Raw genomic sequence first — 22,607 nt, 5'->3', positions numbered from 1 at the left:
GCGGCGACCGGACCGCACCGCGCGCCAGCGCGGCAACATGCGCACCACCCGCCGCATGCCTAGCGTCATGACCATGAGCCATCCGCAGAGCTACGAGATCCTGCTGGTCCCGCGATTCGCCGAGGACGCCACCACCGACGCCGCGGAATCCGACGCCACCGGGTCCGATGCCGCCGAGCCGGAATCCGACGCCGCCGGGCCGGAGGCCACCGAACCCGGCGGGGCGATCCGCTCGGCGGTCGTGTCGGCGACCGGTGAGACGGGGGCATCGGGTTACCCCCGGTACTCCGGAGAAGGCATCGTCGCGGACATCGACCCCGCGACGCACGCGGTGGAGGCCCTGCTCGTCGACGGCGCCGAGCTGTCCTTCGGCCTGTCGGCCCGGATCAAGGAGAGGGACGACGGGAGCGGCACCGGCCACTGAGGCGGCGTTCCCGCTCCCCGACCCGGCCGGACACGACGAAGGGCCCGGCCGGGTCGGCCGGACCCTTCGCCCGCGCGGAGAACGCGGGGCGCGCGGAGCGCCGGGAGTGCGCGGAGCGCCGGGAGTGCGCGGAGCCTACTGCCCGCTCTTCTGCTGCTCCTCGATCGACTCGCGGACCTCGTCCATGTCCAGCTTCCGCGCCTGCCCGATCAGGTCCTCCAGCGCGGCCTCCGGCAGCGCTCCAGGCTGCGCGAACACCGCCACGTTCTCCCGGACGATCATCAGCGTGGGAATGGAACGGATCTCGAAGGCCGCCGCCAGCTCCTGCTGCGCCTCCGTGTCGACCTTGGCGAAGACCAGGTCGTCGTGGCGCTCCGAAGCCGCGTCGTAGACCGGCGCGAACTGCCGGCACGGGCCGCACCAGGAAGCCCAGAAGTCGATCAGGACGAAGTCGTTGTCAGAGACGACCTGATCGAAGTTTTCCTTGGTGAGCTCAACGGTGCTCATTGTCTGATACCTCTTCCTGTGCCCGTTCGGACCTGTCCGGACAACGGTGCTTGTACTTGCGCTATTCCGCCTGCCCGTGTGGCCGCCGCGCACACCCATGACCAGACTGTCCCCATGACAGATCCTTCACAGAACGCCGAGTACGACGTCGTGGTCATCGGAGCGGGTCCGGTGGGCGAGAACGTCGCCGACCGCGCCCGTGCCGCCGGACTGAGCGCCGCGGTCGTCGAGGCGGAGCTCATCGGCGGCGAATGCTCCTACTGGGCGTGCATGCCCAGCAAGGCCCTGCTGCGCCCGGTGGTCGCCCGCGCCGACGCCCGCCGTGTCCCGGGCCTCAGCGACGCCGTGCAGGGGCCGCTGGACACCGCGGCGGTCCTCGCCCATCGTGACGAGTACGCATCGCACTGGAAGGACGACGGACAGGTCGCCTGGCTGGAGGGCATCGGCGCGGACATCTACCGGGGCCGGGGCAGGCTCACCGGCACCAAGGCGGTCTCCGTCACCGCGCCCGACGGCACCGAACACCGGCTCACCGCCCGCCACGCCGTCGCCGTCTGCACCGGCAGCCGCGCAGTCGTCCCCGACCTGCCCGGCGTCGACGGCGCCCGCCCCTGGACCAGCCGGGAGGCGACGAGCGCCAAGAAGGTGCCCGGCCGCCTCGTGATCGTCGGCGGCGGCGTGGTCGGCGTGGAGATGGCCACGGTCTGGCAGGCCCTCGGGGCCCGGGTGACGATGCTGATCCGCGGCAAGGGGCTCCTGCCGAAGATGGAGCCCTTCGCCGGCGAACTGGTCGGGCAGGCACTCACCGAGGCGGGCGCCGACATCCGCACCGGGGTCTCGGTCGCCGCCGTTCGGCGCGCGGTCCCGGACGGTCCGGTCACCGTGGAACTGGACGGCGGCGATCAGATCGAGGCCGACGAGATCCTCTTCGCCACCGGCCGGGCCCCGCGCACCGACGACCTCGGGCTGGAAACGGTGGGCCTGGAGCCCGGCACCTGGCTCACCGTCGACGACAGCTGCCGCGTCGACGGCACCACCTGGCTCTACGCGGTCGGCGACGTCAACCACCGGGCGCTCCTGACCCACCAGGGCAAGTACCAGGCACGCATCGTCGGTGCCGCGATCGCCGCCCGCGCCGCCGGCGTACCGCTGCTGGAGACCGGCCGCTGGGGCGCCCACGCGGCCACCGCCGACCACGCGGCCGTCCCCCAAGTCGTCTTCACCGACCCGGAGGCGGCCTCGGTCGGCCTCACCCTCGCCGAGGCCGAGCGGGCAGGACACCGGGTCCGGGCCGTCGACCACGACCTCGCCGCGGTGGCCGGTTCCGGCCTCTACGCGGACGGATACCGTGGCCGCGCCCGCATGATCGTCGACCTCGACCGGGAGATCCTGCTCGGCGTCACCTTCGTCGGCCCCGGCATCGGCGAGCTGCTCCACTCGGCGACGATCGCGGTCGCCGGCGAGGTGCCCGTCGACCGGCTCTGGCACGCCGTTCCCGCGTACCCGACGATCAGCGAGGTCTGGCTGCGCCTGCTGGAGGCGTACCGGGACGCGTGAACCGCCCGCGGGGCGACGACTGACCGGGGCAGGCGCAGGACCGGCGGACCGGCCGGGCCGAACGGTCAGGCCGGCGGCCGGAGACCGCTGGTGGTGACCCGCACATGGTCGACGACGAGCTGCTGCGGGAACGAGGTGCTGCCGTCGGGGTCGCCCGGCCAGTAGCCGCCGACCGCCAGGTTGAGGATCAGGAAGAAGGGCTTGTCGAACACCCAACTGTTGCCACCGAGGTCGGTGGGCGTACGGCGTTGATAGACGTTCCCGTCCACCGACCAGGTCACCGAGCCGGGCGCCCAGTCCACGGCGAAGGTGTGGAAGTCGTCGGCGAACGCCTGACCGCCGGGCAGGGTGTACGCGGCGCCGATGCCGCCGGAGCCGGAGTAGCCCGGCCCGTGCAACGTGCCGTGGACCGTGGACGGTTCGAAGCCGACGTTCTCCATGACATCGATCTCACCCGAATTCGGCCAGCCGACCTGTCCGATGTCGTCGCCAAGCATCCAGAAGGCCGGCCACATGCCCTGACCGCGCGGGACCTTCATCCTCGCCTCGACGTGCCCGTACGTCTGGGTGAACTTGCCGGAGGTGTTCAGGCGTGCCGAGGTGTACTCACACGTGCCGTACCAGCACTGGTAGTTGTTGGGATTCTCGCGGCGTGCGGTGATGACCAGATGACCCTGGCCGTCGAGCGCCGCGTTGCTGTTGCCGGCCGTGTAGTACTGCCGTTCGTGGTTGTTGACGTTGTCGCCGGTCTCGATCTGCCACCTGGCTCCGTCCACGGCGGAGCCCGCCGGGCCGTCGAAGTCGTCGGTGAACGTCGCTGCCGTGGCGTGGGGTCCGGGTGTGGGCGTTCCGGCCGCGAGACCGGACGAGACGGAGACGAGAGCGAGCGCGGAGAGCGCGGCCACCAGTAAGCGGCGAGGGGAGGCCATGGGGGTTCCTTCCCGTGCGGAGTGGGGTGATCGAGCGATTGTCATGGGTATGACAAAAGCTCGTTGTGGGGGAGCAGGGAGAGGTTTTGGCTCTGTATGCGATTTAAGAAGTGAACCAAGGTCGTGTCAATACCTTGGTACAGACCACACTTCTTGCACCCAGTCGTCGTTGGCCCGGCCCGGCACCTCGCCGAGGCTACGGCGGCGGCCTGCGCCGGGGTGGCGCCGGCCGGGACGGCGGTGCGGCTGCGGCGCGGCATGCGCTGGGCTCTGCCGAAAGGCGGAATCCGGATCGCGGACCGTTCACCTCGCCGGTCATGACCACCGACGGAGGCAGAGTTCAGTTGCACCGCACGCCACACGCCTGGCACGTCCCCCGATGGGGTCTCTCCCGTGCTGCGTGCCTGCCTGCCCGGCCGACAGGATCGGACCGGATCAGGCGGCGGGGTCGGGTGTGGCGGGCAACGGCTGTCCGCACCGCAGGTTCCACCGGCCGGAACGGCCGCTGAGCGCGGTCAGTGTCAGCGGGGCGACATCCAGCCGCCAGAACGCCTCCACCGGCAGGGCGAGTGCCCCGACGACCACCGCTCGCACCACCGCGGGCTCGACGACGCCCAGCACGCGGTGGCCCTCGCCGCCCCGGGCGGATTCCACGGCCTCCAGCCAGCGACCGGCTCGGGAACAGAACGCCAGCAGGGACTCGCCGCCGTGCGGAGCCGCCGAAGGATCGGTCAGCCAGGCCGATACCGCCGCCGGCTCGGCCGTGCTCACTTCTGCCAGCCGCCGGCCGCTCCACCGGCCCATGTCCCAGCCCCGGACGGCCGGTTCGGGCCCAGCGGTCAGCCCCAGCGCATCGGCGGTCCCGGCACATCGCTCGGACGGCCCGCGCAGATACCGGTCGGCGGCCGGCAACGCGTCCGCGACGGCCCCGGCCCGGCGGATCCCGGCGGCGTCCAGCGGCGCGTCACCGTCGAAACGGGCCTCACGCAGCGCGGCGTTGAGCGCCGGCGAGATCAACATCACCTGTACAGGCATGACCCGGTCAACTCCCTGAACTCTGGCCCCTTGGGCGTGCCCGCCTCGGCATCAGTGCGGTCCAGCCGCCGTCGGCACCATGGCAGGGGGCCGCTCCCAAGGAGTATCGTCACGACGAGCATGACGTAGGTGCGACGGAAGTCCGGTGAGAATCCGGCACGGTCGCGCCACTGTGAACCCGTCCTCGCGCGGGAAGTCAGACCCAGCACCTACGTCTCAGGCACCACGATCGGGACGCGTGTTCCCTCAGGAGGTTCTGCCATGGCACAGACTGCTGCCCCCGCCACCGCCGTACCGGCGATCACCCCCATCTCCCTGAAGGCCATTGCCCCTTGGGCGGTCTTCTTCGGCATCCTCATGCTCGTACTGCTGTACTTCGTCGGCGCCGAACAGGGCGCCACCGCGGTCATCTCCGGCGAAGGTGTCCACGAGTGGGTCCACGACGGCCGCCACCTCCTCGGTTTCCCCTGCCACTGACGCACCGTCCGACCCTGGGGAAACCTCATGAACTCCATATCTGTCAGAGCCCTGCTCGTCCGCGGCATGCTGGCCGGCCTCGCCGCAGGTGCGCTCGCTCTGTTGGTCGCCTATTTCCTCGGTGAGTCGCGTGTGGACGCGGCCATCGCCCTGGAGGAATCGCACAGCCATCACCACGACGGCGGCGAGGAACTGGTCAGCCGCACCATGCAGTCCACCGCCGGCCTCGCCACCGGTGTGCTGGTCTTCGGCGTCGCGATCGGCGGCATCGCCGCCCTCGTCTTCTGTTACGCCCTCGGCCGGATCGGCAGATTCGGCCCGCGGGCCACGGCCGCCCTGATCGCGGGGGCGGCACTGCTGACGGTGTACGTCGTCCCGTTCCTGAAGTACCCGGCCAATCCGCCGGCCGTGGGCAATCCCGACACCATCGGCCGGCGTACCGCGCTGTTCTTCCTGATGGTCGCCCTCAGCGTACTGCTGGCCGTCGCCGCGGTCCTCCTCGGTAAACGGCTGGCTCCCCGCCTGGGCAACTGGAACGCGACGATCACGGCATCGGCCGCGTACGTCCTGGTGATCGGACTCGCCTACGCGTTCCTGCCCTCGTACAACGAAGTCGGCAAGGACTTCCCGGCCGCCCTGCTGTGGGAGTTCCGCCTGAGCACCCTCGCCGTGCAGACCACCCTCTGGGTGGCCTTCGGGCTCTTCTTCGGCTATCTGACGGACCGGCTGCTCGTGCCCGGGACCGGCGCCGTCACCACCGGAAGCAGTGGCGCGAACCGGGCGGCCACCGCGGCCGGCTGAACCGCGCCACACTTGCGGGCCGACGACCGGAACCCCGCCGGGACCTCCCGGCGGGGTTCCGGCATTCCGCCCCGCCTCACCGCTCGGGCCGGGAGCTCCAGTCGATCCGGTAGTACTTCAGCCGTTCGTCCTGCTTCACCAGGCGCATGCCGACGGCTTCCATGACGTGCTGGGACGCGGTGTTCTCCAGGTCGCTGTCACCGTGCACACAGCTCACCCCCTGGTCGCGGGCGAACAGCAGCAGGGCCCGCAAGGCCTCGGAGGCATAACCCATTCCCCGCGCCGAGGGGACGAGGCCGTAGCCGATGGTGACTTCCCGGTTCTCGTCCGGCGCACCGTGGAATCCCATCCCGCCGATCACCAGTCCGTCGGTGCGGCGCCGTATCTCGTACGAACCGAAGGGGCTGGGATCACCGGTCGTCGCACAGGTGTCGAGGAAGCGCTCGGCCGCGGCCATCTCGCCGGGGGACGGGTAGCCGGGCGCCCAGCGGGCCCCGTCGTCCGGCGTGCCCGAGATCACCCGCAGGGCGTCGGAGGCATTCATCGGGCGGAGCAGGAGGCGAGGGGTCTCTAGGTCGGTCATGAGGCAGTGAAATATCACGTGGGGCGGGCGGACAGCACCCGAGAATCGGCCGGGAAGCCGCCGCGGCATCGGTACCGGCAGGTGGGCGGCACCGTACACACTGCGGCAGCCGCCCACCCGCCCCTCGCCCGGCGCGACCGCCGAGCACCCCTACCGGGCTCCTCGCGGGCCCCTCCCGGGATCACGTGCCGGAAGGCTCCTGGGTGCTCGTCCGGTCCTGCCCGAAGTCGAAGTCACCGGAGAACGCCGCGGCCATCCGCAGATGACCGGCCGCCTCGGCACTCCGCCCCTGCCGCTCAAGGGTGCGGCCGAGCATCAGTCGCGCGTAGTGCTCCACCGGGTCGCGCTCCAGCACCGCCCGCAGCTCCGCCTCGGCCTTGCCGAGCCGCGCCGAGTGGTAGTAGGTCCGGGCCAGCAGCAGACGCGTCGACACCTGCTCCGGGACCTCCTCGACCAACCCCTCCAGGATCCGGGCGGCGGTCATGTACTCCTTCGCCTCGAAGAACATCTGCGCACGGTCCCAGCGCTCGGCAGCCGTGCCGAACTCGAAGTAGGTGTCGCTCACTTGACCTCCTCTGTCACGGACCGTCCCGGGATCGTGCCCCGCTCCGTCCAACCGCTGACCGTGCTGCTGCTCGGCCGGCCTGTGACTGTCGAAACGCGGCATGGTGGTTGAATATTCCACTAAATTATCGGCGTGGGTACCAGTACTCCCGGGCCCGCTCGGGAATAGGTTGAGCGCCATGAGCAATCTCGATCGCCAGGCCGCACTCTCCGTCTGTGGAGGGCGGGGCTTCGTCGTCGCCGAGCCCGTACGTGAGCTCCTCACCCCCCGCCATGTCCAGCTGGGCGAGTCCACCGAGGTCCGCAGGCTGCTGCCCAACCTGGGCCGCCGGATGGTCGGCGCCTGGGCCTTCGTCGATCACTACGGCCCCGACGACATCGCGGACGAACCCGGGATGCAGGTGCCGCCCCACCCCCACATGGGTCTGCAGACGGTCAGCTGGCTGCACGAGGGCGAGGTGCTGCACCGGGACAGCCTCGGCAGCCTGCGCACGATCCGCCCGCGCGAACTGGGGCTGATGACCTCCGGCCGGGCCATCAGCCACTCCGAGGAGAGCCCGAAGGCCCACGCGAGGTATCTGCACGGCGCCCAGCTCTGGGTCGCGCTGCCGGCCGCACACCGCCACGTCGAGCCCCACTTCCAGCACCACACCGACCTGCCGACCGTCTCCGCCCCGGGCCTCGTCGCCACCCTGATCCTCGGCGAGCTCGACGGCACCACCTCGCCCGGCACCGTGTACACCCCGATCATCGGCGCGGACCTCGCCCTGGCCGCCGGCGCCGAGGCCCGGCTGCCGCTCGACCCCGACTTCGAGTACGCCGTGCTCTCCATGTCCGGCCGGGCCGAGGTCGACGGTGTGCTCGTGCTTCCCGGTTCCATGCTCTACCTCGGCTGCGGCCGCACCGAGCTCCCGTTGCGGGCGGACAGCGACGCGGGCCTGATGCTCCTCGGTGGCGAGCCCTTCGAGGAGGAGATCGTCATGTGGTGGAACTTCATCGGGCGGTCCCACGAGGAGATCGAGGAGGCCAGGCGGGCGTGGATGGAGACCTCGCGCTTCGGCGAGGTGAAGGGTTACGGCGGCGACCGGCTGCCCGCCCCCGAACTGCCGCCGGTGACGCTGAAACCGCGGGGACGGGTGCGCTGAACTGGGGTGATGCGCTGTGAAGTTCGCGGTATTGCTCCCGCACCTGGACGAGCGGCAGCGGCGGCTGTTGATGGCTGCGGAGGCCCGGGTACTGGGGCACGGCGGTGTCCGGGCCGTCGCGCAGGCCGCCGCAGTCAGCGGGACGACCGTCCGCAAGGGGGTGTTCGAACTCAAGGCGGGCGAGGGGCCCCTGGGGCGGGTGCGTCGTCCGCGCGGGGGCCGCAAAAGGGTCGCGGATCTGGATCCGGGTCTGCGGCCGGCACTGCTGGCGCACTGACCATCACCGTGTGTCACCTGCCGCCCATGATCTGCAAGCCCTCAGTCGACGCGATGAGGCCGGTGGTGAGCGACCCTCAGGCGGGTGGCGGCGGGAAGCTGTTCCAATCCGACAGATTGGCGGGCTCGCTCCACAGGGCCGTGGTAAAGCTCCTGCACAACCAGCCCGGGAGCGCTGTCGGGGGTGAGGGTGAGGGTGATGCGGGCCTCGGGGTGAGCGCGGCGGCCTGCCATTCGCACGCCGACCCGTCGGACACCGGGTAGAAGGCTGGCATCGGTTGCGAGGGCCTCACTCAGCGCATGGTCGGTCACCTCGACTCCTTCGACGGGGGGCGTTCCGCCGACGGGAATTCGACCGGGGCGGTGTCGGCGCAGCTGTGCCAGCAGCCACCACAGGGCGAGCAGGACGGTGAGGCCGAGGGCGGTGATGACGGCGGGCCACCACCACCAGCCCTGGTCGGACCAGGTAATGCGGTCGGTACGGGTGAGCAGGACGTCGTGCGGCACGGTCAGTGGCCAGCCACTGGGTGGTAGGAGGGCCAATCTCTGGTAGGCATTCAAGCCGGCGGCGAGCACGAGGAGACCGCCGCCCAGTAGCACCACCCCGACCGTGGCCAGCAGGACCCGATTGACCTTGGCCTGTGACTCCATCGTCTGTCCTCCAGTTCTCGCCGGTGGTCGTGGCCGCGCAGATGGTCATGGCATGTGCTGCGCGCGGACTGTCAGCCTCGGGGGATGGGCAAGCGCGAGCCGGTCGCGTTGATCGTTCCTGATGGCGGTGACGAGCTCCTCTTTGACCTCACGCGGGTCGCGGAAGCGTACGTCCACACGTACTTTGACGCGGCGTCTGCGCACCCGGACCCTCGCCCGGCTGATTCCGGGTATGCGCATGGCGACGTCGCGTAGCAGCTGAGCCGCGCCGTCGCGGTCCAGCACCGCGCGCGTCCGGCCGCCGCGGTCGGCAGGGACCCGCAACGGCAGCAGGCGGCGCATGCCCGGGGTGAGTGCCAACAAGATCAGCCATAGGCCGAGGGCTGCGACGCCGGCTGCGCCGGTGACCACCCACACATCGTCGATCGGACGATTTGTCAGCTCGTCGGCGAGGCCGGTGCGCCAGGTGGCGGCCTCGTGTCCGGACCGCACCCGGACAACATCGAACAACAGCATCCCGGCGCAGAACAGCACCACCAGCGCGGTGAGCGCCGCTGGTATGCGGCGCGCGGACCACAGCCGACGCGAGGGAGTCTCCGCGACGGGGCCGGGTGGGAAGTCGTCGGGCCCGGGTCGCTCGGTGGCCTTGTGCCGTGCCATCGAGGTGGCCGGTCGGGGCTGCGGTCGCAGCGGTTCGGGGATCGGCATTGCGGACCCTTGGTGCCTGCTCATGGCGCTCCTTGTGTGACAGGGGGCTGCGCCTGGTCATCGGACCCTTCTCTGCTCCAGGCCCTCGGCGGGGACAAGCCGTCGCACAGTCAGTGCGACTTCGCTGACGTGCAGGCCGGTCAAGTGGGCAACCCGCTCTGCGATGTAGTGCTGCATCTCGCGTGAGGCGTGGGTGATGTCGATGGGGTAGGGCAGATCAACGGACAGTGCCAGCCGCGCCGATCCTTCGTGCACAGCGGCCGAGGCGCTGGGACTGGCCATTGACCGGCGGACGGACGCCAGGTTTGTCTGGCGCGTCACGACTTCATCCGCGGCCTTGGCTGCGATACGAGCCACCACTCTGTCGGGGACCACCGTCGCGCCGCGCTCAGCCGGCGCAGTGGCGCCTGCGCCGACTGCCTGTGGCGGGCCTGTCACAGAGGCGGGAGGAGGTGGTTGCACGGTCATCGGACCCGACTCCGAGGAGGCCTGAAGTCACTTTGGGCGTGCCCGAACTTCTCCTGACGCCCAGTGTCTTCCCTCGAGCGCCTGAACTCCTCCTGGTGTCCAAAGTCTTCCCGCGAGCGCCTGCCCTCATCCCGACGGCGGACGAAGTCGCCGACACTGAGATCACCCTGAAGGAAGCTGCCGAGGATCAGGCCCAAAGCTCCCAAGCCTGCCACCAAGAAGAACGCCCCGGCACCGCCGAAGTAGCCCGCGAAGCCCAGGGCCACACCGGTCACCATGCCCATTGTTGCTTTGCTCATCTCTCACTCACCCACCTCACGTCGATCACGCCCTCATGCGCCCTACGTCCCCTAGCGGGGATTACCCAACTGGTGACGGTGGGGATGAGGTCACGACACGCGGCCTTCGGTCTTTGGCCTCTCGTCCTCTTCGTCGGGCAGGTGGACGTCGTCGACGGCGATGTTCACCTCGACAACTTCCAGACCGGTCATGCGCTCCACGGCTGTGATCACATCGGTGCGGACTTCCCAGGCGACATCCACTATGGAGACGCCATACTCGACGACGACATCGAGGTCCACGGCAGCCTGGCGTTCGCCCACTTCGACCGTCACCCCCCGGCCGACGCCGGCGCGCCCGCCGGGGACCCGGTCGCGGACAGCCCCGAGGGCCCTGGCCATTCCGGTCCCGAGGCTGTGGATGCCCGGCACTTCCCGGGTGGCCATAGCGGCGATCTTTTCCACCACACTGTCCGAAATGGTGGTCCGCCCGCGGTGTTCGGCAGGGACGCTTTTGCCCCTACCGCCCTGCAATATTTGCTCGGCCTCGCCCGACTGGCTTTTGCCGGTCGCGGGGTAGCTGGTCATCTCCGTCATGAGGATCTCCTCAGCGATCCGTGCGGACACCCGCGCAGGGTCCGTCAAATGATTGGACATGTCCCAGCCGTATTCGTCACACAATCAATGCAATAAGGGGCGTATAGGCTGAATGACGTGAGGCTCGATTGGGAGACGAGCCTGTGATCGGCGGTTCATCGCCGGCCCGGATTCCTCCCGTGCCGCACAACGGTGCCAGGCGCAAAGTGAGGGGCCATGCGCAAGCAACACGGATCCCCGTCATCCCTGGGGGTTGCCGGCCAGGAGCACGGCGGACCCGATCCGGCCTCGGCAGGGGAACTGGCGCCGTCGGCAGGAGCAGCCGGCTCGAATACCCTCAGTGGCCTGGAGGACCGTCTGCTGGCTATACGCGCCGGAGAAGGAGATGACGAGGCCTTCGCTGTCCTGGTCCTTCGCCACAGTGCCCTACTGCTCGCGTTGGCCCGCCACCTGCTCGGTAGTCCCGAGGACGCCGAGGACGCAGTTCAGGACGCCTTTCTCAGCGCCTGGCGCCGACTGCCGGAATTCCGCGGTGATGCCACGTTCCGCACTTGGATGTACCGCATCGTCACCAACCGCTGCCTCAACATCCTGCGCAGCCGCAGTAGAGACCTCCCCCTGGACACCGTCCCTGAGCCCACCACCGCTACTACGGGCGCCGCACCCGAACGTGCCGCCGAGAGCGATGCCGCCACGGTCGCCCTGGTCCAGGCCCTTGGCGAGCTGAGCCCCGACCAGCGCGCCTGCTGGGTGCTGCGGGAATTGCATGGCCTGCGCTACAAGGAAATCTCACCGTTGGTGGGTGCCAGCGAACAGACCGTACGCGGCAGGCTCTTTCGAGCCCGACGCATTCTGATGAAGGAGATGGGCCCATGGCGCTAGACCACCCGCTTGCGCAGCCCCCCGGTTCCGAACCGCCGCAGGCAGGGACCGAGACGGCCAACTCGCGTCACTTCACCGACGTTCCGCTACTTACCGGCGATCAGCCGCTGCCCTGCGGGCGTCCACTCAGTCGTGTCTGGGAAGATGCCCGCGACTTCGACCCCACCGCGGACCCGCACACTGTCGACTGCCCGTACTGCAGGCAGGCTGTTGACGGCTTGGCGGCCCTGGACGTGGCCATCCTCGCTCTTCGCGCGGAGGAACGGCCCAGTGCCCAGGCGCTGGCCGACAGGGTGATGAGCGTGGTCCGCGCCGAGGTGCGACTCGGCCGGATGCTGCCCCTGAATGACCCCGCGCGCGACCTGCGGATTTCTGAGACCGCCGCAGCGAAAGTCTTGCGCCGGGCCGCCGACGCCGTCCCCGGCGTCTCAGCCGGCAGCCTGCGACTGACCCCTACCGGCGACGGCGAGGCCATACACATCGCCCTTACCCTGGCCGCCGCGCTCGATCAGCCGCTGCCAGAGCGTGTCGACCAGGTGCGTCGGGTCGTTTTTCGCGCCGCGCACGGAATACTCGGCCTGGCCGTCACCAGCGTCGACGTGACGATCGCGGACGTGCTCGAGCCTGCCCAGCCCCTGGGCCGCGACGCAGCCGATTTCCGAGAGGATGAAATCCGATGACTCTCAGTGAAGCGGTGGACATCCGCCAGGTCGCCGCCCGCGTGGCCCTCGCTGTTCCCGGCGTTGCCGGTCTGCAGCCCACCCTCGGCCACCGGCTTGCCAGCGTTGCCGTCCGCGTCTCGCAGACCGTAGCCACCGCGTTCCGGCCCCCCGAGGCCGGTATCCAAGCCGAACGCAGACCTCGATCTTCCGGCTGGCACGTGGAGGTGCGCTGCGTCCTGAACGGAGAGCGCCGCGCACTGGACACCGCCCGCGACGTGCGCCGACAGGTACGGTCCGCACTCACGGCCCACCTGGCTCAGCACGGCACACCGGAACCCATTACCGTCCTGGTAACCATCACTCGAATCATGAGCCAGACTTCGTAAAGCCCCTACCACCTGGGCTGAGGGCATCACAGCGTTCAGCCTGCAAGCGGTAAGGCGTTCCGGGTCGGGTGGAGGCGGAGCCCGGAAGCGGGGAGCGCGCTCGCGGGCCGAGCAAGTAGATGACGGGAGCCGAGCAGTTGCTCAAGGCGCCTGCGCGCATACGCTCCGGGGACTCTCGTTCTCTGGTTGAGGCGAATTCGCGGAGTCAGGCATAACCAGTAGGGCTTGATCAGGTTGGTATGGGTGCGGGTATGTCGCGGCGACAGGTGGGGGGGCAGACGTCGGTCCGGACCGCGAGGAGTAAATGCAGCTCGCGCACGACTTGGTAGAGCGTCAGGCCGACGCCGTCGCTTTTGGGGAACTGTGCGATGCGCTGGAGGGTGCAGAAGACGTGTGCAGCGGAGACGAGGGTGACGTGGTGGCGCCACCCGTGCCAGGTGCGGCCCTCGAAGTGGGCCAGGCCCAGTTGCCTGTTTCATCTCGCGGCAGTCGTGCTCGATGGGCCGGCGGAGCTTCGTGTTTCGCACGAGCGTGGGTCAGCGGGGTGTCGGCGGGCAGGTTGGACAGCCAGAGCTGGACGACGGCGGCCCTGGCCTTGCTTGCCCACTCAAGGACCACACGGAGATCACCGGATCTGTGACCGTCTCCCATACATGCGGACGGCCTGCCAGTAACCTCATCGACTCCCATCGTAGGTCTTGCCGGATGTGCGGGCACGTGGGGTGAACCCGGCCGGGGCCCGCAGCGCAGCTAACCGAACTGCGGTCGGACGCCGGGCCGGCCAGCGTGGACTGGCCGCCGTCGTGACCGGCGTCGCCCGGACACCGCGTGTCGAAGTAGCAGCCAGGGACGCCCGGTGCGTGGCTCCGCTCAAGATGCGTCGCTCCCCAGAGCGGCCAGACTGGAATTCATGGCAGAAGAACGTCGGCCACGGGGAAACCCTCGACGGGCCTGTGGGATTGCCATGGGACCGGAGATCCTGGGATGCAGGCACAACGTGTTGTGCCTCGGTTCCTCGTCAACCGCAACCAGAGTGAACCTCCGAACTTCGGCGGACCGATTCGCCGACGCACGCCGCGAGCACGTGGAATTGAGTGTCGCCGGCCTGCCGTCTTGTTGCGGCTTCGTTGCCACTGAAGGCACTCACCCTGGGGCGCCGGTGTATGACATGGGACCGATCTCCGGACTAATCGGGATCCCCATCGCTCGGGTCCGCGGTGGGATCCGGGTGGCGGAAAAGTACAACAACGCAGCTGGGCGAGAGGTGCACGAGCCCGAAGCGGTCCGTGCGTGCCCAGTTGGCTGTGCGGAACAGAGAACTTGAAGGCCCTGACACCAGTTGGGAGGCGTCCGAACGGGAAGGGAAACGGCGGCTCGACCGGCTGCATGCTGCACAAGTCGGAGCCGCGTCGAACGATCGAAGGTGACGCACTAATGGATGATCAGGCCAAAGTGACCCTCGCGGCCGCGGTTGTGGGCGGCTATGTGCTGGGCCGGACGAAGAAGGGCCGACTGGCTCTGTCCGTTGCGACTTACCTGGCAGGCAGGCGGTTCGGCCTCGAACCTCGCCAGCTCGTTGCCGAAGGTATGCGCAGACTCAACGAGATCCCCCAAGTCGCGCAGCTACAAGATCAGTTGCGAGGGGAGGTCCTCGACGCGGGCCGTAAGGCGTTGAGCGCCGCCGCTGACCGGGGCATGAGTTCGCTGGCCGACGCACTCAGTGACCGTACGGCGCGGCTCGGCGAGGAGTCGGAGGAAGAGGAAGAGGAGCCAGCGGACGAATATGAGGAGGAGGAAGAGCCGGAGGAGGAGGAGGAGCCGGAGGAGGAGGAGCCGGAGGAGGAGGAGCCGGAGGAGGAGGAGGAGGAAGAGCCGGAGGAGGAGGAAGAGCCGGAGGAGGAGGAAGAAGAGCCGGAGGAGACAAGGCGGCGAAGAAGTTCTCGGGGCACGGCGCACAAGAAGGCCGCCCCTGCCCGCGGAGGGAAGTCTCGGACACTCAAGAAGACCGCAGCGAAGAAGGCGGCTCCGGCCAAGAGGGCGGCAGCCAAGAAGACCGCAGCGAAGAAGGCGGCTCCGGCCAAGAGGGCGGCAGCCAAGAAGACCGCAGCGAAGAAGGCGGCTCCGGCCAAGAGGGCGGCAGCCAAGAAGACCGCAGCGAAGAAGACGGCCCCCGCCAAGAAGACCGCAGCGAAGAAGACGGCCCCCGCCAAGAAGACCGCAGCGAAGAAGACGGCCCCCGCCAAGAAGACCGCAGCGAAGAAGACGGCCCCCGCCAAGAAGACCGCAGCGAAGAAGACGGCCCCCGCCAAGAAGACCGCAGCGAAGAAGACGGCCCCCGCCAAGAAGACCGCGGCCAGGACGAGGGCGTCGTCGTCGAAGCGAGCGGCATCCAAGCGCGCCGATCGTCGGAGGTAGCCAGTCATGGCCAGGACGGAACGAGAGCAGCCAGAGTCAGGTGCGGACCGACTTCGCGAAGAGCTGTCCAACTTCCTCGGGGCGCAGGTCGAGAGACTCGCTGAAAAGGCTGGGGACAGGCTCACTGGCCTCACAGGACAGCTCACCGATGCAGCCGAGAATGCTGGGTCGATTCCCGCGATCGGCTCCCGAATCCTCCAGGGCGACTCCCCGCTTAAGGCCTTCGTCCCGGAGAAGGCCAAGGAGGTAAAGGACAAGGTCATAGGGAATGTCAAAGAATTCCTCGGCGGAGGAAAAGGGAAACGCAAGTCCAGCGGTGGCAAGGTCATGAACATCATTGAGGTGCTCGATGTGGGAGTACCCCTGCGCGTCGCTTACGACTACTGGACGCAGTACGACCAATTCAGCAGCTTCGCCAAGGGAGTTCGCGACGTCTCGAAGGGCGATGAGATGTCCAGCGACTGGAAGGTCAAGGTCGGTCCCTCCTCACGCAGCTTCAAAGCGACGGTCCAGGAGCAGATTCCCGACGACCGGATCGTGTGGACGTCCGAAGGGGCCAAGGGCACCACTCGTGGCGCGGTCAGTTTCCATGAGCTGGCACCCAGCCTGACGCGAATCGTCCTGGTCGTTGAGTATTACCCGTCAGGGTTCTTCGAGAAGACGGGCAATCTATGGCGGGTCCAAGGACGCCGAATGAGGCTCGACTTCAAGCATTTTCAGCGATACGTCACCCTCACCCAGGAAGAGCCGGAGGGTTGGCGCGGTGAAATCCGTGACGGTGAAGTCGTTGTGTCGCACGAGGACGCCTTGGAGGAAGAGGCCGCTGAGCAGGAGGAGTCGGAGGGTGAGATGCCCGGGGACGAGGATGAGAGCGAGGGTGAGGAGGACGCCGACTACGAGGGTGAGGAGGACGCCGACTACGAGGGTGAGGAGGACGCCGACTACGAGGGTGAGGAGGACGCCGACTACGAGGGTGAGGAGGACGCCGACTACGAGGGTGAGGAGGACGCCGACTACGAGGGTGAGGAGGACGCCGACTACGAGGGTGAGGAGGACGCCGACTACGAGGGTGAGGAGGACGCCGACTACGAGGATAAAGAGGGGAGCGACTACGAGGACGTAACCCCCTCCAGGAAGCAAAGAGAATAGAGAGATGGCGCCGTGACTGATGCGGAGATCTGGGCCCCAGTCTCGCCGACACCCAGGAACGCATTCTCGATAAGGGAGTCATCGCCGCCGGTGACATCAAGATCGACCTCCTCGGAGTCGAACCCGGCGTCGAGATCCGTGACGGAGCCTGGGTGGCCGAGACCGCCGGATCGCCGGTGACGTGCTCGGGGCGGCCGGGCGGGATGCGGCTGATCGTGCGGAAGGAACGACCACATCCCGGAGCTCCATTGCGGCTTTAACTGTCCCGACGCCTGAACCACCCCACCGGAGTGTGGAACCCGGCGCCCGCCCGACGTGACAGCCGGGCCATCGGCCTGCCCGCCATTGTTTCGAAGAGATGCAACGGACCTGCCGGAAGAGTAGACGGCCCCTCATGAACGATCGAGGTTAAGACTTCCCCTCAAGTCTGTACTCCGATCAAGTCTGTACTCCGAAGAAGGAGAGTGATCCAAGAGCGACGGTCGCGGTAATTAGAGCTTTCAGCTCCAGGTCAATGTGGCACAGGAGAACACCCGCTCGGCTGAATGTGTGGGGTGATCGCTTCATATCCGAGAAACCTTCCCAGTGAACCAAGTTCCGCTCGTCTATAGCGGCCCCGGTTTGTCCTTGCAGCAGTATGATCGGTGTGAGAGGAGTGATCAATATGTCCGGTAGGCAGAAATCTCGTTCGAAAGTCGAGCAAGCCAAGGGCAAGGTCAAGGAGACTCTAGGCCGCGCCGTGGGTAACGAGAGCCTGGAGGCCAAGGGGCGCGCCGAGAAGACAAAGGGTGCCGCCCGACAGGCCAAGGAGAAGATCAAGGACGTCTTTAAGCACTGATGCGGGTGCGAAGTCGTGGGGCCCCAGTCGGGCGAACTGGCTGGGACCCATCGACGTGATTGAGGTGGGTCTGCGCAGGTTCAGTGCCTGAATATTCCTTTACCCTTCTCTACCCCGTACCTCATCTTGCCCTTAACCTCGTCGGCCCTTCCCTTTCTCTCCAGATTTTCGTTACCCGTAGCCTTCCCGGTCATTTGTTTGATCTTTCCCTCGACTATCTTCCCGACACTTCTGACCTTATTTCCGACACTCATGTCGCGATCCTTCAAGGTAACTCGGGGGGTGGTAGCAGAGTTCCGAGAGGTCCCAGATCCAAATTGAGGTCCTCCATGGAGATGTCGTATCGGGCGCAGAGTTCAGTCATGCGACTGTGCAGAATCATCAGAGTTTCTCCCAGACGTTCCTCCTGTTCCTCGGTGAGATCTCCTGTGTCGACCCGGTGAAGGGCTTGGCGTTCCATGAGTTGTCGCAGCAGCTCGACGAGGGTGAGGACGAGCTTGATCAGGTCGCGTTCCACTGTGTCCGGGTCCGTGGTGACCCGGCGGGCCGGCCTTCGCGAAGACGCTCCATCCCGGGGCGGGGCGTCCTGTGGCATCGCGGGCAGCATACGGAAGGCACGGACGGCGGCGTCGGCGACCTCGTCGAGGCGATTGCCAGGTGGACGTTCCTCAGCCGTCATGGTCCTCTCCTACAGGTGCTGAGACGGCTTTCCACGGGGAGGGATTCAGCTCGCTGATGGAGACGATCAGAGCACGCAGTGATATGCGCACGAGGTCGATATCCGCGATGGAAAGCACGACGTCTCCGGTGAGGACCACGCCTCCGCTGAGCAACCGGTCCAGCAGGTCGATCAGTGCGATCTGCCGTTCCGGCAGCGGCTCCCGCGACCTGGCCGGAAGGCTGTCCGCCGCCCTCATGGCGCGGCCCCCTTCAACGGTTCGACCTCGGCGGCGAAGGAGTATGGGGGCCATGGCCCGGTGACCTCGATGCGGACCCCGCGAAGACCCTCTGCGGCCCTCATTACTGCGGCGCGAAATCCTTCGGCATGGTGCAGCGGCACAAGGTAGGCGTCGTTGACGACGTTCTCTCCCGGCCGGCGAGCGAGTTCGCCTTGCTGCGGCCGGTGCTGTACGCGATCCACCGCGTGGGCGCGGGCGGCGGCCTGAACCCGCTCAGCCGCCCGTTCGGCGTCCTGATAGGCGTCTTCGCGTGCGTGTCGCTGTGCCCTGCGCCGGCTGAGATAGGCCCGTCCGGGGCTCAGGCCTGAAAGTGTGTCTGCGTCGGCCGGACTTTCACTCGCTGCAGCCGCTTCGACGTAGAGCTTGACGCCCCACTCCACCTGTGCCGCCAGGTCGGTCAGCCGGCGATCAAACACCTCGTGGCGGGCACGGAGCATGACCCGTACCCGCTCGTCGTCCAGGTACACCGTCGCCAGACGGAGCGGCAGGACGGTGGTGCGGGCGGCCAGTGCCTCAATCACGCGGTGGTGGGAGCGGGCGACCGACTCCAGCCACTCCAAGTCCTCAAGATGGGCCCGCAGTGCAGCTTCCTGGAAGTCCCGCTCGGGTACCGGACTCACGGCGATCACCACGTCGTGACCTTCTCGTGCATGCACCAGATGCACTGGCGCATCCGACACTCCAGGGAGCTCGGAGAGAGCTTCCGTCAGTGATCCGCCGGCGTCCCGTGCCACGGCGTACGCATAGGTGACGGTCTCGGTCATGGCTCGTCCCGCCCTTCGCCGCGGTCTCTGGAATCTGCCCGTTTGGTGCGTGAGGTGCGTCGGGGAGCCGAAGAGCGACTGCTCTCCTCGGCCGGCGGCAGCTCACCGTCCTCGTGCAGGGCCGCGATCTCAGCATGCAGCCGTCTGTTCTCCTCGACGAGTGACCGATAGCCATCGTTGGCGCCGGAGGACAATGCCGGGTCGTGCTCCCACCAGTCGATGCCCATTTCCTTCGCCTTGTCCACCGAAGCGACCAGAAGGCGCAGCTTGATGGTGAGGAGTTCGATGTCCAGGAGGTTGATCTGGATGTCGCCTGCGATGACGATGCCTTTGTCCAGGACCCGCTCCAAGATGTCGGCGAGATTGGCTGAGGAGCCTTGCCCGTACGGAGTGGACCTGGACGGAAGATCGCCCGGTCTCCTGGCGACGGATTCGGACACGGACCCTGCACCTCGATTCCCTGGTGTCACGACGCATCAACGGGCGTCGCATGGCCATGCTCTTCCGTTCCGTGGACTGCGGCGATCAGGTAGGGGTGCCTCGGAAATGACCCCTGATCTCGTCCAGCCGGTCCAGCAGCGCGTCTTCGCGCCGGTCGAATGTCTCCTCGTCGATGTCCCCGGCCAGGAGCTGTCGCTCAAGTTGGGCGAGTTCCCGTTCGACGGGCGCTGGATCGTAGTACTCGTTCTCCGCAGCCTCGACCACGCGCTCCATGACCCAGGCCACGCCGCGCACCGGAGCCAGCGGAAGGGTCGCGAGCTGAGCCAGCAGTCCCATGAAAGGCTCCCTAGACGAAGCTGTAGGCGGGCAGCGGACCGACCAGCCGCAGGTCGAAGTCCTCTCCCAACTCCTCGGCGATATCCTGTTCCGCGCCGAGGAAAGTCTTCTCGTTGTCCCGCTCCACAAGGAAGGACACATTCAGGAAGTCGTTCCCGGTCGGCTGCGACGAGCGTTCTTCCCGAGCGAATCCGCGCAGCGCATCGAGGACTTCGACGGCGAGCCGTTCCTGCCGCGCCTGCACTTCCTGTGAGACCAGTTCCCCGAGGGCGAGAGGAAGTTCCGGGCTGCTGCTGCCACTTCTGACTGCCTCGTTGAGCTCGCGGGCTTCATCGGACTCCTGAAGTATCTGGCGCAGCAGGGCATTCTCGTCCTGGGCAGCCTTCAGGTGGTACTCGACGCAGTCCTCCAACGCCTGCAACCGTTCGCTGAACTCATCCGCACGGTCCTCCAGAACCGCTCGCACCGCATCGTCGTCCGTGGTGGTGAAACCGAACTGCAGCGGCAGAATGGTGCCCTCGGTCATCAGCCTCTCCTGGACAGCCTGGTGCGCGCCGAGATCCCGGCGTTTGGGCCGTAGCTTCTCGGGCGCGTCACTGACTACAGCGGACAGTTTCTCGGTATGCACGGTCCGCAGGGCTGCTGGCGGATCCCCCACCCCGTCGAGGCCGTCCAGGCGCTGCGGGTGGGTGGTCAGGAGGATGGAGTAGACGTATACGGCCATGGCTCACTCCTCGCGGCGCCGGGCGGCGGGCCGACGCCGCGGCCGCTCCCGCCTCTCCTCGGGCTCCTTGCGCCTCTTTCCGGACGTTTCCTCGTCGTCATCGCCTCCCTTGAGGGCATCGGTCAGTACTTCGGCGGCCCCGCTCAGGGCTCCCTTCGTTTTCCCGTGTGCTCCGCCCTCGGTGACCTCGCCGACCAGGTCGGTCAGCTGAGACGGAGCCTTGCGGCCCTCTTCCAGGTCGAGGCGGTTACAGGCCTCAACGAAGCGCAGGTAGGTATCCACGCTCGCCACGACGATGCGGGCATCGATTTTGAGGATCTCGATGCCCACCAAGGACACACGCACGAAGACATCGATTACCAGGCCGCGGTCCAGAATCAGCTCGAGGATGTCGTAAAGGTTCCCCGACCCTCCTCCGCCGGCCCTGGAAATGGTTCCTCCGCCCTGCGGCACCATAGTCATGGTGCCCCCTTCCAGCGGCTCACGTCCGATTCCGGCGCGGCCTTCTCGTCCGGGCGGTAAACGGTGCAGCGGCGGCGCGACGCAGGGTCTCAGCCCCGGTCGATCTGCCCTCGGGTGTAGCGCCGTGTGCGTTCGTACGACACCAGTTCGCCGTCCTTGTCCAACATCACCCGGTAGCTGGCCATCACGCTGGTCGTGCCGGGAACACGTTCCAGCTCCAAGACTTCTACGTCCGCTTGCCAGCCGTCTTCTGTCGGTTTCAGCGCCGAGACGGATTCGGGAGCTCGCCCGAGCAGCTCCTGGAGCTGCTCGGCTGCGTACCGCATGGCCTGCGGCGCCGAAACCCGGCGGTGCGTGCGCTTCGTCCCACCCGTACCGCTGCTGGCCCGGCCGGTGTTGCTTTTCCCGGCGGTCTGCCTGCTGGACGGGCGCCGGACACGCTCTGTCTTGCCCTCTTCGCCTACGGCCATGTTTACTCTCCGGAATTTCGGAGACGACGCGCTGCCCGCGCCATATTCACAAGACGCCATTACATGATAGTCGGCATGCGCTGACCCTTCACGGTTCCGCCCTGGGCAACGGCTGTGCATCCTGCCCCCCCGCACACGCTGAGTCATTGACGCCCACCGACGCACGCTACGACCCCCGGATTCGGGTGCGGGGCCGGTCCCCGTTCCGTGGCCGCGTGCTACGTTCGCGTCATCGGACGACCGGGGGAACGTGGTGACGGGAGCAGGCAAGCCGCAGCCGGTGCCGCGGGCGCGGCTACGGAGACAGCCTCAGCAGGCACGCAGCCGGGCCCGGGTCGAGGCCATCCTCGCCGCGGCCGACCGGATCCTGTCCCAGGAGGGGTACGAGGCGCTGACGATGCGGCGGATCGCCGAGGAGGCGGGCGCGCCGGTCGGCAGCATCTACCAGTTCTACCCGGACAAGAGCGCCGTCGTGGACGCGCTGGGCCAGCGGTACCTCGATGCCTTCAAGGCCGCCATCGACGAACTCGTCGAGCGTACCGTCGAGGGCGAACTGACCGACCCTGTCGGCATGATGGTCGGCGTCTACGCCGAGATCTTCCGGTCCCAGTCGGGCGGCATGGCGCTGTGGGCCGGGCGGCACCTCAGCCCCGAGCTCGCGCGGGCCGACGAGGCGAGCAACACGCACATCGCCGAGGGCCTGCAGCGCATCGTGGAGCACCTGACCGGCGGGCCCGGCGGTCACCGGGCGCAACAGGCGACGCGGATGGTGGTGTGGGCCGCCAACGCCGTGCTGCACGAAGTGTTCAAGAGCGACGGTGACCCGGACCTGGAGACCGTGGACGAGCTCAAGCGGATGCTGAGCGCCTACTGGGAGGACCTGCGCGGCCGGTTGACCGCTGCGGACGGGTGAACCGAGGCTTTCAGCAGCCCGCCGGGCCCCGACTGCCGGACCGGCCGGTACCTTCGCTGACCGGCCCGCACCCCGGGCGTCGTGACACGGACAATCATCCCGGCCGGGCCTTGCCCGGCAACACGCGTCGGTCGGGCCCAGTCACCCGAGGCCCCCCGCCAGGGGCCGATTCCGGAGGCTCGCCGAGCCGCCCATCGAGGTCTGCC

At 67.9% G+C, this 22,607-nt stretch carries 30 protein-coding genes, 4 pseudogenes and 1 riboswitch; of the genes and pseudogenes, 14 read left to right on the top strand and 20 right to left on the bottom strand.

Translation table 11 applies throughout. The annotated features are described in order from the left end of the window. Window positions 1–73: 73 nt before the first annotated feature. Window positions 74–424, top strand: a complete 351-nt coding sequence (locus tag OHA19_RS04750) for a hypothetical protein (protein WP_405719643.1) — start codon at window positions 74–76, stop codon at window positions 422–424. A 135-nt stretch (window positions 425–559) separates the two neighbouring features. Here the strand turns inward: OHA19_RS04750 and trxA are convergent, their stop codons facing one another. Next, window positions 560–931, bottom strand: a complete 372-nt coding sequence (gene trxA / locus OHA19_RS04745) for a thioredoxin (protein ID WP_405719645.1) — start codon at window positions 929–931, stop codon at window positions 560–562. Between the two features lie 114 nt (window positions 932–1,045). Here trxA and OHA19_RS04740 point away from each other — a divergent pair, with 114 nt between their 5' ends. Beyond that, window positions 1,046–2,488, top strand: coding sequence for a dihydrolipoyl dehydrogenase family protein (locus OHA19_RS04740; RefSeq protein WP_405719647.1), 1,443 nt, complete (start codon window positions 1,046–1,048; stop codon window positions 2,486–2,488). Window positions 2,489–2,553: 65 nt separating this feature from the next. On the opposite strand, the gene OHA19_RS04735 is transcribed toward OHA19_RS04740, so the two are convergent. Together OHA19_RS04735 and OHA19_RS04730 are read right to left on the bottom strand one after the other, a co-directional pair. After that, the gene (locus OHA19_RS04735; protein WP_405719649.1) at window positions 2,554–3,417 is read right to left on the bottom strand and encodes a family 16 glycosylhydrolase; all 864 of its coding nucleotides are present in this window, start codon (window positions 3,415–3,417) and stop codon (window positions 2,554–2,556) included. A gap of 435 nt (window positions 3,418–3,852) precedes the next feature. Next, window positions 3,853–4,452, bottom strand: a complete 600-nt coding sequence (locus OHA19_RS04730; protein ID WP_405719651.1) for a histidine phosphatase family protein — start codon at window positions 4,450–4,452, stop codon at window positions 3,853–3,855. 109 nt (window positions 4,453–4,561) lie between these two features. After that, window positions 4,562–4,710: riboswitch (adenosylcobalamin (AdoCbl) riboswitch) on the top strand. A 3-nt stretch (window positions 4,711–4,713) separates the two neighbouring features. Between OHA19_RS04730 and OHA19_RS04725 the strand changes: the two genes are divergently transcribed. Beyond that, entirely contained in the window at window positions 4,714–4,929 is a 216-nt protein-coding gene (locus OHA19_RS04725) for a CbtB-domain containing protein (RefSeq protein WP_124720415.1), read from the top strand. A gap of 27 nt (window positions 4,930–4,956) precedes the next feature. Then, the gene (locus OHA19_RS04720) at window positions 4,957–5,730 is read left to right on the top strand and encodes a CbtA family protein (protein WP_405719653.1); all 774 of its coding nucleotides are present in this window, start codon (window positions 4,957–4,959) and stop codon (window positions 5,728–5,730) included. A 76-nt stretch (window positions 5,731–5,806) separates the two neighbouring features. Here the strand turns inward: OHA19_RS04720 and OHA19_RS04715 are convergent, their stop codons facing one another. Beyond that, window positions 5,807–6,313 (bottom strand): GNAT family N-acetyltransferase, encoded by a 507-nt coding sequence (locus OHA19_RS04715; protein ID WP_405719655.1) that lies wholly within the window; start codon window positions 6,311–6,313, stop codon window positions 5,807–5,809. A gap of 181 nt (window positions 6,314–6,494) precedes the next feature. Continuing rightward, a complete protein-coding gene (locus OHA19_RS04710; protein WP_405719657.1) occupies window positions 6,495–6,878 on the bottom strand; it encodes a tetratricopeptide repeat protein in 384 nt (127 codons plus the stop codon). 178 nt (window positions 6,879–7,056) lie between these two features. Between OHA19_RS04710 and OHA19_RS04705 the strand changes: the two genes are divergently transcribed. Both OHA19_RS04705 and OHA19_RS04700 read left to right on the top strand, forming a co-directional pair. Then, window positions 7,057–8,022: a pirin family protein gene (locus tag OHA19_RS04705; protein ID WP_405719659.1), complete on the top strand. Its 966-nt coding sequence runs from the start codon at window positions 7,057–7,059 to the stop codon at window positions 8,020–8,022. A 70-nt stretch (window positions 8,023–8,092) separates the two neighbouring features. Further along, window positions 8,093–8,293: pseudogene (locus tag OHA19_RS04700) on the top strand (ISAzo13 family transposase); the annotation flags it as partial. 47 nt (window positions 8,294–8,340) lie between these two features. Here the strand turns inward: OHA19_RS04700 and OHA19_RS04695 are convergent. From OHA19_RS04695 to OHA19_RS04675, 5 genes and pseudogenes are all read right to left on the bottom strand, one after another. Then, window positions 8,341–8,949 (bottom strand): alkaline shock response membrane anchor protein AmaP, encoded by a 609-nt coding sequence (locus OHA19_RS04695; RefSeq protein WP_405719661.1) that lies wholly within the window; start codon window positions 8,947–8,949, stop codon window positions 8,341–8,343. Window positions 8,950–8,994: 45 nt separating this feature from the next. Next, entirely contained in the window at window positions 8,995–9,681 is a 687-nt protein-coding gene (locus OHA19_RS04690; protein WP_405719663.1) for a DUF6286 domain-containing protein, read from the bottom strand. 33 nt (window positions 9,682–9,714) lie between these two features. Continuing rightward, window positions 9,715–10,125, bottom strand: coding sequence for an Asp23/Gls24 family envelope stress response protein (locus tag OHA19_RS04685; protein ID WP_405719665.1), 411 nt, complete (start codon window positions 10,123–10,125; stop codon window positions 9,715–9,717). Window positions 10,126–10,241: 116 nt separating this feature from the next. Then, a pseudogene (locus OHA19_RS04680) lies at window positions 10,242–10,424 on the bottom strand (hypothetical protein); the annotation flags it as partial. 90 nt (window positions 10,425–10,514) lie between these two features. Beyond that, entirely contained in the window at window positions 10,515–11,000 is a 486-nt protein-coding gene (locus OHA19_RS04675) for an Asp23/Gls24 family envelope stress response protein (protein ID WP_405719667.1), read from the bottom strand. Between the two features lie 216 nt (window positions 11,001–11,216). Between OHA19_RS04675 and OHA19_RS04670 the strand changes: the two genes are divergently transcribed. From OHA19_RS04670 to OHA19_RS04660, 3 genes are read left to right on the top strand one after another with little or no spacing between them, the layout of a single operon-like run. After that, complete coding sequence (locus tag OHA19_RS04670; protein WP_405719669.1) at window positions 11,217–11,882, top strand: RNA polymerase sigma factor; 666 nt, start codon at window positions 11,217–11,219, stop codon at window positions 11,880–11,882. Then, complete coding sequence (locus OHA19_RS04665; RefSeq protein ID WP_405719671.1) at window positions 11,873–12,562, top strand: hypothetical protein; 690 nt, start codon at window positions 11,873–11,875, stop codon at window positions 12,560–12,562. The genes OHA19_RS04670 and OHA19_RS04665 overlap by 10 nt, the downstream gene beginning before the upstream one ends. Further along, on the top strand, window positions 12,559–12,930 hold the full coding sequence (locus OHA19_RS04660; RefSeq protein ID WP_405719673.1) for a hypothetical protein: 372 nt from the start codon (window positions 12,559–12,561) through the stop codon (window positions 12,928–12,930). Before OHA19_RS04665 ends, OHA19_RS04660 begins: the two co-directional genes overlap by 4 nt. Before the next feature lie 352 nt (window positions 12,931–13,282). Here the strand turns inward: OHA19_RS04660 and OHA19_RS04655 are convergent. Further along, window positions 13,283–13,509 (bottom strand): annotated as a pseudogene (locus OHA19_RS04655) (IS701 family transposase); the annotation flags it as partial. Between the two features lie 855 nt (window positions 13,510–14,364). On the opposite strand from OHA19_RS04655, the gene OHA19_RS04650 reads away from it, so the two are divergent. The 4 genes and pseudogenes from OHA19_RS04650 to OHA19_RS04635 all read left to right on the top strand — a co-directional run bounded on the left by OHA19_RS04650 (window position 14,365) and on the right by OHA19_RS04635 (window position 17,332). Continuing rightward, complete coding sequence (locus OHA19_RS04650) at window positions 14,365–15,345, top strand: histone H1-like repetitive region-containing protein (RefSeq protein ID WP_405749463.1); 981 nt, start codon at window positions 14,365–14,367, stop codon at window positions 15,343–15,345. 6 nt (window positions 15,346–15,351) lie between these two features. Continuing rightward, window positions 15,352–16,494: an SRPBCC family protein gene (locus OHA19_RS04645; protein WP_405749461.1), complete on the top strand. Its 1,143-nt coding sequence runs from the start codon at window positions 15,352–15,354 to the stop codon at window positions 16,492–16,494. Window positions 16,495–16,523: 29 nt separating this feature from the next. Then, window positions 16,524–16,616: pseudogene (gvpJ, locus tag OHA19_RS04640) on the top strand (gas vesicle protein GvpJ); the annotation flags it as partial. Between the two features lie 542 nt (window positions 16,617–17,158). Then, window positions 17,159–17,332 (top strand): CsbD family protein, encoded by a 174-nt coding sequence (locus tag OHA19_RS04635; RefSeq protein ID WP_405719677.1) that lies wholly within the window; start codon window positions 17,159–17,161, stop codon window positions 17,330–17,332. 80 nt (window positions 17,333–17,412) lie between these two features. Here OHA19_RS04635 and OHA19_RS04630 read toward each other — a convergent pair whose 3' ends face one another. The 9 genes from OHA19_RS04630 to OHA19_RS04590 all read right to left on the bottom strand — a co-directional run bounded on the left by OHA19_RS04630 (window position 17,413) and on the right by OHA19_RS04590 (window position 21,488). Beyond that, window positions 17,413–17,586 carry a CsbD family protein gene (locus OHA19_RS04630; RefSeq protein ID WP_405719679.1) on the bottom strand — a complete coding sequence of 58 codons (174 nt, stop codon included), beginning with the start codon at window positions 17,584–17,586 and terminating at the stop codon, window positions 17,413–17,415. A gap of 11 nt (window positions 17,587–17,597) precedes the next feature. Continuing rightward, complete coding sequence (locus OHA19_RS04625) at window positions 17,598–18,011, bottom strand: gas vesicle protein K (protein ID WP_405719681.1); 414 nt, start codon at window positions 18,009–18,011, stop codon at window positions 17,598–17,600. Further along, window positions 18,001–18,249, bottom strand: a complete 249-nt coding sequence (locus OHA19_RS04620) for a gas vesicle protein (protein WP_405719683.1) — start codon at window positions 18,247–18,249, stop codon at window positions 18,001–18,003. The genes OHA19_RS04625 and OHA19_RS04620 overlap by 11 nt, the downstream gene beginning before the upstream one ends. Beyond that, the gene (locus OHA19_RS04615; protein WP_405719685.1) at window positions 18,246–19,055 is read right to left on the bottom strand and encodes a GvpL/GvpF family gas vesicle protein; all 810 of its coding nucleotides are present in this window, start codon (window positions 19,053–19,055) and stop codon (window positions 18,246–18,248) included. Before OHA19_RS04615 ends, OHA19_RS04620 begins: the two co-directional genes overlap by 4 nt. Further along, window positions 19,052–19,495, bottom strand: a complete 444-nt coding sequence (locus tag OHA19_RS04610; RefSeq protein WP_405719687.1) for a gas vesicle protein — start codon at window positions 19,493–19,495, stop codon at window positions 19,052–19,054. Before OHA19_RS04610 ends, OHA19_RS04615 begins: the two co-directional genes overlap by 4 nt. An 85-nt stretch (window positions 19,496–19,580) precedes the next feature. Then, the gene (locus OHA19_RS04605; RefSeq protein ID WP_405749459.1) at window positions 19,581–19,832 is read right to left on the bottom strand and encodes a gas vesicle protein GvpG; all 252 of its coding nucleotides are present in this window, start codon (window positions 19,830–19,832) and stop codon (window positions 19,581–19,583) included. Window positions 19,833–19,842: 10 nt separating this feature from the next. Beyond that, entirely contained in the window at window positions 19,843–20,556 is a 714-nt protein-coding gene (locus tag OHA19_RS04600) for a GvpL/GvpF family gas vesicle protein (RefSeq protein ID WP_405749457.1), read from the bottom strand. 3 nt (window positions 20,557–20,559) lie between these two features. Then, on the bottom strand, window positions 20,560–21,018 hold the full coding sequence (locus tag OHA19_RS04595) for a gas vesicle structural protein GvpA (protein WP_405749455.1): 459 nt from the start codon (window positions 21,016–21,018) through the stop codon (window positions 20,560–20,562). Window positions 21,019–21,107: 89 nt separating this feature from the next. Continuing rightward, window positions 21,108–21,488 carry a gas vesicle protein gene (locus tag OHA19_RS04590; RefSeq protein ID WP_405719695.1) on the bottom strand — a complete coding sequence of 127 codons (381 nt, stop codon included), beginning with the start codon at window positions 21,486–21,488 and terminating at the stop codon, window positions 21,108–21,110. 253 nt (window positions 21,489–21,741) lie between these two features. Between OHA19_RS04590 and OHA19_RS04585 the strand changes: the two genes are divergently transcribed. Beyond that, entirely contained in the window at window positions 21,742–22,401 is a 660-nt protein-coding gene (locus OHA19_RS04585; protein ID WP_405719697.1) for a TetR/AcrR family transcriptional regulator, read from the top strand. Window positions 22,402–22,607 lie beyond the last annotated feature (206 nt).

Source organism: Streptomyces sp. NBC_00012, from assembly GCF_045040875.1.
Taxonomy (GTDB): Bacteria; Actinomycetota; Actinomycetes; order Streptomycetales; family Streptomycetaceae; genus Streptomyces.
The sequence above is the reverse complement of the archived record's forward strand: the minus strand, read 5'-3'. Positions and strand labels throughout refer to the sequence as shown.